This window comes from Enterobacter cloacae complex sp. S2, from assembly GCF_015159675.1.
Taxonomy (GTDB): domain Bacteria; phylum Pseudomonadota; class Gammaproteobacteria; order Enterobacterales; family Enterobacteriaceae; genus Enterobacter; species Enterobacter intestinihominis.
In genome coordinates this window covers 22,093-28,700 of sequence record NZ_JADDTS010000060.1, presented here as the reverse complement: position 1 = coordinate 28,700, position 6,608 = coordinate 22,093, and the positions used below count along the sequence as shown (strand labels likewise).

Genomic DNA, 6,608 nt, shown 5'->3' with positions numbered 1-6,608 from the left:
TTCCCGCCCGCCCATGGCATTTGGCTGTCCGGTCAGCGAAAACGGGCCGCAGCCAGGACGGTTGAACTTCCCGCTGGCAAGATGCACGTTAATGATGGCGTTGCACTTGTCGCTGCCGCTGGAGGACTGGTTGATCCCCATGGTGTAGAGCGTGATCGCGCGTGGCGCGGTGACAAACCAGTCGTAGAAGGTGCCAATCTCGTCTGAAGGCAGATCGCAAAACGCCGCCACGCGAGGGATCGGCCACTCGCCGCGCCCCTGAATCAGATTGAGCAACCCCACAAACAGCCCGGCGTCACTGCCGGGTCTGAGCGCGAGGTGGAGATCGGCGATATCGCAGGTGGCGGTTTTACGCGGATCGATCACGACCACTTTCATCTGCGGATTGTTGTGTTTTGCCTGCACCAGCCGCTGATACAGCACCGGATGCGTCCAGGCCGCGTTCGAGCCAACGAGTACCACCAGATCGCTGTTTTCCACGTCCTCGTAGCTGCACGGCACCACGTCTTCACCGAAGGCGCGTTTGTAGCCCACCACCGCCGATGACATGCACAGCCGCGAGTTGGTATCAATGTTCGCCGCCCCGATAAAGCCTTTCATCAGCTTGTTGGCGGCATAGTAATCCTCGGTCAACAGCTGGCCGGAGGCATAAAACGCCACCGCCTGCGGCCCCCATTCGTTGATGATGTTCCGCAGCCGCTCGCCCGCTTCGCCCAGCGCCTGCGGCCATGCCACCTCCCGGCCATCGACAACCGGGCGCAGCAGGCGTCCCTGTAGCCCCGTGGTTTCCCCAAGGGCAGATCCTTTTACGCACAGACGACCGAAATTCGCCGGATGAGTTTCATCCCCCCGAATGCTGACCTTTTCACCGTCTGCGCTGGCGACCACGCCGCAGCCCACCCCGCAGTAAGGGCACGTTGTCCGGGTTTCCGTCATGAGGCCTCCGCGCGCATCACCAGCTCTTCATTTCCAACCCACACCTTGCCGTTTTCGATTTTTACCGGCCAGGCACGCACCGCAGGCGCCCCGCTCTCAGCCTGACACCCGTCGCGCAGACGAATACGTTGCTTGTAGAGCGGCGAGATCACCACCGGTTCCCCCGCCGCATCGCCGAGGATGCCGCGTGAAAGCACGTTCGCGCGGCTGCCCGGCTCCCGATCGTCGAGGGCATAAACGGTTTTGCCAAAGCGGAACAGCGCAATCGGTTTGCGCCCAAGATGCGCGCCAATGCCCGCCTGCTCCGGGATCTCGTCGATATTACAAATTTCCTGCCAGCGCTTGTTCCCCTCCGCGGCGGGGACGTTTACCGCGGTGCGGAACAGCGCCAGGCGGTCAGGATCGTTAAGGGTGGTTTGCCATTCGCACTGGTAGGTCTCCACCACCCGGGCCATCTCCTGCTCCAGCTCGTGGGCGATCCCCAGGCTGTCGTTGAGGATCACCTCGCGTAGATAGTCGAGGCCGCCTTCCAGGTTATCCATCCAGGTACTGGTGCGTTGCAGACGATCTGCCGTGCGAATGTAGAACATCAGGAAACGGTCAACGGTGCGGATCAGCGTTTCGTCGTCCAGATCGCTGGCGAAGAGATCCGCGTGGCGCGGCTTCATCCCGCCGTTGCCGCACAGATAGAGGTTCCAGCCTTTGTCCGTGGCAATCACCCCTACGTCTTTGCTCTGCGCCTCTGCGCACTCACGGGTACAGCCGGAGACCGCCATTTTGATTTTGTGCGGCGCGCGCAGGCCCTTGTAGCGGTGTTCCAGCCTGACCGCGAGGCCGGTGGAATCCTGCACGCCGTAGCGGCACCAGGTCGACCCGACGCAGGATTTCACCGTGCGCAGGGATTTCCCGTAAGCATGTCCGGTCTCAAACCCGGCCTCCACCAGCGCCTGCCAGATTTCCGGCAACTGTTCGAGCGTGGCGCCAAACAGGTCAATACGCTGCCCGCCGGTAATTTTGCTGTAAAGGCTATAGCGTTTCGCGATCTGGCCGATGGAGATCAGCCCGTCGGCGGTCACTTCACCCGCAGGCATCCGCGGGACGATGGAGTAGGTTCCGTCCTTCTGAATATTGGCGAAATAGCGGTCGTTGGTGTCCTGCAACGGCAGATGCGCCGGTTTCAGCAGATACTCGTTCCAGCAGGAAGCCAATACCGATCCCACCAGCGGCTTACAGATCTCGCACCCGTGCCCCTGACCGTAGCGGCTGATAAGCTGGTCGAAGGTGCGGATATGGTTGACGCGCACCAGGTGATAAATCTCCTGACGCGAGTACGGGAAGTGTTCGCAGATATCCTTTTTCACCTCCACGCCCTGCTCTGCAAGCTGGAACTCCATCACCTGCTTCACCAGCGCGCTACAGCCTCCGCAGCCGGTCGCGGCTTTGGTGCACTGCTTAATGGCGCCGATATCCGTCGCACCCGCGCTTACCGCCTGGCAGATATCCCCTTTGCTGACGTTATGACACGAACAGATCTGCGCGCTTTCCGGCAGCGCCGCCACGCCCAGCGCTTTCGGCGCGCTGCCTGACGACGCGGGTAAGATCAGCGTTTCCGGCTCTTTTGGCAGGCTGATGCCGTTGAGCATCATCTGCACCAGCGTGGCGTATTCGCTGGCATCGCCCACCAGCACGCCACCCAGCAGGGTTTTGCTGTCGTGGCTGACCACAATCTTTTTGTAGATTTGCTGCGGCCCGTGCGTCCACTGGTAGCTCAGCGCGCCCGACGTGCGCCCGTGGGCATCGCCAAACGACGCCACATCCACGCCCAGCAACTTGAGTTTGGTACTCATATCCGCGCCGGTGAAGCGCTTCTCCTCACCCGCCAGCACAGCGGCGGCCACGCGCGCCATCTGGTAGCCCGGTGCCACCAGGCCAAAGATTTTCCCCTCCCACAGCGCGCATTCACCGATGGCAAGCACATCCGGATCGGAGGTCCGGCAGCCGTCGTCAATGCAGATCCCGCCGCGCTCGCCGACAGCCAGCCCGCTGCTGCGCGCCAGCGCGTCCTGCGGCCGAATACCAGCAGAGAAGACCACCATGTCCGTTTCCAGCTGTTCACCATCGGCAAAGCGCAGCACCAGCCCGTCGTCTGCGGTGGCAATCTCCGTCGTCGATTTACTGGTGTGTACCCCTACGCCCAGCGCCTCAATTTTCTTACGCAGCATTGCCGCGCCGTCGCTGTCGAGCTGCACCGCCATCAGGTTAGGCGCAAACTCCACCACGTGGGTTTCCAGCCCGAGCTGCTTAAGCGCATTCGCCGCCTCCAGCCCCAGCAGGCCGCCGCCAATCACCACACCGCGGCGAGAGCCTGCCGCATGGGCCGCAATGTTGTCCAGATCGTCGAGGGTGCGGTAGACAAAACAACCCGGCAGATCGTTGCCCGGAACGGGTGGTACGAACGGGTACGAGCCGGTCGCCAGCACCAGCTTGTCCCAGTGAGTCTCATGGCCACTGGCGGTACGCACTACGTGTGCATCACGATCGATAGCGACGATCTGCTGCGAGAGGCGCAGCTCAATGCCGTTATCGGCAAAGAACGCCCCCGCCACCAGCGAGAGCGAGTCCGCGCTGCGTCCGCCAAAATATTCCGACAGATGCACGCGGTCATAGGCCGCATAGCGCTCTTCGCCAAAAACAATAATCTGATATTGCTGATGCAAATTGCGGTTAACGCAGTCTTCGAGGAAATGATGGCCGACCATACCGTGCCCAACCACCACCAGAGTAGGTTTTGTCATAGCGTTCTGTCCTGCAACCTGCGGTTGCGTTGTGAAACGATCGAACAGCCAGTCCGCGTGGGCGGGCGCAGCCGTTGCCAGTAAATCGGTAAAGGTTGCCGCGCTGCGGCAGTCACCCATTAGCAGCACGCCAGCCAGCGCCCCCTGATGGATCAGTAAACGTCGATAGTGACGGGTCAGCGGGTCCCATGAACTCCAGACCACATCGTCCGCCTGCGCCGTCGCGCGTCCGAGGCTGAACAGCGCCACGCCGGTCACCTTAAGGCGCACGCCGTTGTCGGTCAGGGTAAACGGCGCGGTGACCTCCCCGGCCAGCCGCGCGGCAAGAATATCCGCCTGCGCCAGACAGGGGGCGACCAGGCCAAACGTCTGGCCGTCAATTTCGCAGCACTCGCCGATGGCGTAGATATCCGGCACGGAGGTTTGCATCTGCTGATCCACCACGATGCCGCGCGCGCAACGAATGCCGCTGGCTTTTGCCAGCGCGACGTTGGGCTGTACACCCGTAGCCAGCACCACGCGCGTGGCGGCGATGCGGCGTCCGTCGAGCAACGTCACGGCATCGTCAGTGATGGCCGTGATGCCGGAGGCGAGTTCACAGCGTACGCCCCGCTTCGCCAGCGCCTCGTCAAGCAGCAGTCCCGCCTGCTGATCCAGCTGCTGTTCCATCAGCCACGTGCCGCGATGGATAAGCGTGACGTTGTCACCGTTTCGCGCCAGCGCTGCCGCTGCCTCCACGCCGAGTACGCCGCCGCCCAGCACTACCGCCGGCCCGGAGATATTCTGGATGGCGCGGGTCTCTGCCAGGGTGCGAAAGGTGAACACATGCGGTGCATCGCCGCCGCGGATCGGCGGCACTACAGGGGTAGACCCGGTGGCAAACACCAGCGCATCCCAGCCCAGCGTGCGAGCAGAGGTATGTACTTCACGCGCGTTGACGTCTACTGCGAGCGCCTTTTCTCCTCGCAGCACCGTCACGCCTCGTGCCGTGTACCAGTCTTCATCGTGCAGACAGATGTGCTCCGCCTGCTTTTCACCACCCAGCACCGGTGAAAGCTGGATGCGGTTGTACGCCTGCTCAGGCTCGTCACCGATGACGGTGACAGCGAAACGACCGGGAACACGCCCGGTGAGCGACGCTATCAGCCGGGTTGCCGCCATACCATTACCGATAATGACCAGTCGCATCGTGCCCCCTCATTACGCCGCTTTCGGCTGTTTTTCGTAGAGGAAATGGAGGATCTGCTGGCGCATGTGGTGATAGCGGCTGTCATCCGCCAGCTGCACCCTGTTGCGCGGGCGCGGCAGATCGACGCGCAGGATCTCACCCACGGTGGCCGCCGGGCCGTTGGTCATCATCAGTACGCGGTCAGAGAGCAGTACCGCCTCGTCCACGTCGTGGGTGATGAGCACGATGGTGGTGTTCAGCGCCTGCTGGATCTGCATCACCGAGTCCTGAAGATGGGCACGCGTCAGCGCATCGAGCGCGCCAAACGGCTCATCCATCAGCAGCACTTTCGGCTTCATTGCCAGCGCCCGGGCAATCCCGACGCGCTGCTTCATGCCGCCGGAGATCTCCCCGGGGCGCTTATGCAGCGCGTGGCCCATCTGCACGCGGTCGAGGTTGTGCTCAATCCACGCTTTGCGCTCGGCCTTACTCATGGTGTGACGGAAGACCTGATCCACCGCCAGCGCCACGTTGTCGAAGCAGGTCAGCCACGGCAGCAGCGAATGGTTCTGGAACACCACCGCGCGCTCGGGCCCCGGCCCGGCGATTTCGCGGTTGTCGCAAATCAGCCCGCCTTCCGTCGGCAGCGTGATCCCGGCGATCAGGTTTAACAGCGTCGACTTGCCGCAGCCGGAGTGACCAATCAGACTGACGGTTTCGCCCTCGTGGATATCAAAAGAGACGTTTTGCAGCGCCAGAAACTCGCCGCTGGCGGTGGAAAAACGCTGGCTCACGGCCTGGACCTGAATTAACGGTTTCATCTTCACTCCTTATTTTTCCTGCCAGCTAAAGCGACGGGCGATCAGCATCAGCCCCTGCTCCAGCAGCAACCCGACCACGCCAATGATGACGATGGCGATGAGAATGTTTTCGACGTTGAGGTTGTTCCACTCATTCCAGATCCAGAATCCAATGCCTAAACCTCCGGTGAGCATCTCGGCGGCGACAATCACCAGCCAGGCAATGCCAATGGAAAGACGTACCCCGGTGAGCACCGCAGGCAGCACGGCGGGGAAAAGAATGCGGCGCATGATGGTCCACTCTGAGAGTTGCAACACCCGGGCCACGTTGAGGTAGTCCTGCGGAATACGGCGTACCCCTTCAGCGGTGTTGATTACCATCGGCCAGATGGAGCAGATAAAAATGGTCCAGCTCGATGCAGGCTCCGCTTTCTGGAACAGCAGCAGGCCGATAGGCAGCCAGGCCAGCGGGCTGACGGGACGCAGGAGCGCGATCAGCGGGTTGAACATGCGCGAGAAAAAGGTGAAGCGGCCAATCAAAAAGCCCAGCGGAATGCCCGCCATCGCTGCCAGACCGAAGCCGATGGCGACGCGCTGCAACGACGCCAGCACGTTCCAGCCAATGCCCATATCGTTTGGCCCGTCGCGATAAAACGGATCGGCAAACAGGGTCATGGCCGAATCGAGCGTGCTGAGCGGCGTCGGAAAGCCTTTACTGTTTATCGCCGCCAGCTGCCAAAGCACCACCAGCAGGCCGAGACCGAGCAGCGCCGGGATGACGCGCTGTAAAAAATCATTCATCCGACGCGTAAACGCTGGCGCACGACGGCGAACCTGTAGCGGAGGCAGGACAATCACTTCCCCGCTCTCTGACGTCTCTTGTGGTTTTGTATTTTGCAGATGCTGCAT

The 6,608-nt window shown here is 61.8% G+C and carries 4 protein-coding genes; all 4 read right to left on the bottom strand.

The genetic code is table 11. From position 1 onward, the window contains the following. Positions 1-936 (bottom strand): molybdopterin-dependent oxidoreductase (locus IPZ49_RS22160; RefSeq protein ID WP_047721875.1); only part of this gene is annotated, 936 nt, incomplete at its 3' end. Then, the gene (gene nirB, locus IPZ49_RS22155; protein ID WP_074174300.1) at positions 933-4,919 is read right to left on the bottom strand and encodes a nitrite reductase large subunit NirB; all 3,987 of its coding nucleotides are present in this window, start codon (positions 4,917-4,919) and stop codon (positions 933-935) included. The genes nirB and IPZ49_RS22160, both read right to left, overlap by 4 nt. Positions 4,920-4,931: 12 nt before the next feature. After that, the gene (locus IPZ49_RS22150; RefSeq protein WP_015570359.1) at positions 4,932-5,720 is read right to left on the bottom strand and encodes an ABC transporter ATP-binding protein; all 789 of its coding nucleotides are present in this window, start codon (positions 5,718-5,720) and stop codon (positions 4,932-4,934) included. Between the two features lie 9 nt (positions 5,721-5,729). After that, on the bottom strand, positions 5,730-6,608 hold the full coding sequence (ntrB, locus tag IPZ49_RS22145) for a nitrate ABC transporter permease (RefSeq protein WP_017384249.1): 879 nt from the start codon (positions 6,606-6,608) through the stop codon (positions 5,730-5,732).

What these genes read in the sequence shown, in the direction of transcription:
- nirB (WP_074174300.1), bottom strand. Translation starts at nt 4,919, where the DNA reads ATGCGACTGGTCATTATCGGTAATGGTATGGCGGCAACCCGGCTGATA.
- IPZ49_RS22150 (WP_015570359.1), bottom strand. Translation starts at nt 5,720, where the DNA reads ATGAAACCGTTAATTCAGGTCCAGGCCGTGAGCCAGCGTTTTTCCACC.
- ntrB (WP_017384249.1), bottom strand. Translation starts at nt 6,608, where the DNA reads ATGCAGCATCTGCAAAATACAAAACCACAAGAGACGTCAGAGAGCGGG.